We start from the raw sequence: 2135 nt of genomic DNA, 5'->3' as shown, positions 1-2135 counted from the left end.
GTCCGGGGTGGACCCCTGGGTCGGCGTCTCGGGTGGCGGCGACTGATCCGTCGCGGTGGAGCGCTCGGCCGCGGCCTCGCTCCCGGCGAACCGGTCTGGCACGCAGCTCACGATCAGGATGACGAGCGCGAGCAGTAGGAGCAACATCGAGTCCGGCCGTCGGCGACGCCCCGGTCGTCTGTCGGTCCGGCGATGGTTCATCGTTCGTCCGTCCGCTCCCCTGTCCAATTCGGCCGGGTACGCCCCGAGTATGCACCACGGCGGCGTGGGACAGGATGGCAGGGCGAGTAGCCCCATTGTTGCACGAATGCCGCCGTGCTTGCAGCGGTGCGTGCCCTACGCCGGGGGCGGCGGAGCGGTGGCTGCGCGTTGGGGCTCCCTCGCGTAGCGCCCCCAGCCCGTTAACTCGGTCCAGATCGCGCCGATCGCAAGGACGGCGATGAGCAGGCTGACCCACGTGGTCCAGCCGTAGGGGATGGGGAGCAGGCGGATCACGACGACGATCGTGACCCCGACGAGCATCGCGACCCAGAGCCCGGAGCGGGTCGTCGGCCGTCCCAGGAGCAGGCGGCCGAGCATGATGCCCACCACGATCTGGCTCAGGTAGGCCGCCAACAGGAGCAGGCCGAGGGCGATCAGTGCGAGCGGCAGGCCAATGACGGTGACCGCAAGCAGGAGGACCAGGAGTGGCACGGCGATGAGGAGGGCGATGCCCCATCCCAGGCTGACCACCGGACGCTCACGCAGCGTGTCGGTCACGATCCGGGCGGTGCGCGGGATGAGCAGGACAACCGCGGTGCCGACCAGCAGTGCCCATGCCAGCCGCAGCAGCGTGGAGAGGATCCAACTGACCACGCGCGCACTGGTGCTCGGCTGGGTCGGCTGCACGCGGGTGGTGGCGCCCGCCACGGTCGCGCCGCCGGCGATGTTGGCCCCGCTGTCGGCCTCGTAGGTCAGGTTACCGTCGATGCTGGCGTTGTTTGTGAGGATCAACCGGCCGTTGAGGTCCGCCCGAACATTCCCACCCACGGTGCTGTTGAGGCGGAAATCACCACCGCCCGCGCGCACGTCGCGGCCGACCGGACCGTCGACTGTCACCGTGCCGCCCGCGACGACGAGGTCCTGACCCACCCGTGCGGACGACATAATGTGGACGGTGCCGCCGGCGACAACGACGTCCCGGGCGACTTCGCCGTCGATGGTAACTGTCCCTGCGGCCACTCGCACGGTGCCCCCGACGGGCCCATGGACGGTGACATTGCCCCCGGCGATGTTCACGTTGCCGTCGACGGGCCCGTTGGCGTTGACGGTCCCGCCCGCCGCCACGAGGTCGCCGGTGACCTGCCCGTCGACGCGGATCGTGCCGCCACTGATGTAGAGGTCGTCATCGATCCGCTCTTCGGAGCCGATCGAAGGACTGGCGCCGGAACGGAACTCCGCCGCCAGTGCGTGACCCGCTCCACCGGCCATCGGGAGGAGCAGCGCCGCCGCGGCCGCGAGCGTGATCAGGAGAGCCTTCAGTGATCGGATGCGCATCGTAGTGATCCTTTCCTCGCCGCGAGCGTGGCAGGAAGCGTGCCGTTGTTCCTCTTCCGGATGACAGGTGTTCAAGCGTCTACCCCAACTTTGTGTCGCATCAGGAAGTGTCTGGTGTTCCCATTTCGGTTCCCTCCGGCGCCGCGCCGGAGTTGGTTTCGCGCTGGAGGCGGGACGCAGAATGGGTGGCGTGAGGATCCGCGCGTCGTGGTTCGTGCCCGGGGCTAAGGCCGCCGGGCTGACAACGAAAGCCGGCTGAAGCCGGCTGGGGGTGGGACACGACTCACGCTCGGCCTTGGGTCTCACCTCGCGGCTCGCACCCGGGGCCAATGGCGTGTGACGAATGACTTGGATGTACGCCAATCGGCGTGTGCCCGGCGGCTTTAACCCCGGGCACGTGCCGAGCGGCGCGCTCCGTAACACCACGGGGTAAACCCAGGTTCCCCCCAGCCGGCTTCAGCCGGCTTTCGAGGTGAGCCCGGTGGCTTCAGCCCCGAGCACGCACCGACCACGTGCTCTCGACGAACTCGCCTGAGTCCCTGAGGCCGCGCACGTGCCTGGCCATCGTCGCCCATCGAAGGCGCGAGTGTGGGGAGGGG

Annotated in this window: 2 protein-coding genes; both read right to left on the bottom strand. The window is 69.2% G+C overall.

The annotated features are described in order from the left end of the window. Window positions 1-201 (bottom strand): hypothetical protein (locus tag IRZ30_RS17095; RefSeq protein WP_294086917.1); only part of this gene is annotated, 201 nt, incomplete at its 3' end. A 135-nt stretch (window positions 202-336) separates the two neighbouring features. After that, window positions 337-1536: a hypothetical protein gene (locus IRZ30_RS17090; RefSeq protein WP_294086916.1), complete on the bottom strand. Its 1200-nt coding sequence runs from the start codon at window positions 1534-1536 to the stop codon at window positions 337-339. Window positions 1537-2135 lie beyond the last annotated feature (599 nt).

The organism is Sphaerobacter sp. (assembly GCF_019683595.1).
In the GTDB taxonomy this organism is placed as follows: Bacteria; Chloroflexota; Chloroflexia; order Thermomicrobiales; family Thermomicrobiaceae; genus Sphaerobacter.
Note: the sequence above shows the minus strand (reverse complement) of the source record. Positions and strands in the feature narration are given on the sequence as shown.

Coding starts and splice junctions, on each gene's coding strand:
- IRZ30_RS17090 (WP_294086916.1), bottom strand. CDS start 1,536: ATGCGCATCCGATCACTGAAGGCTCTCCTGATCACGCTCGCGGCCGCG.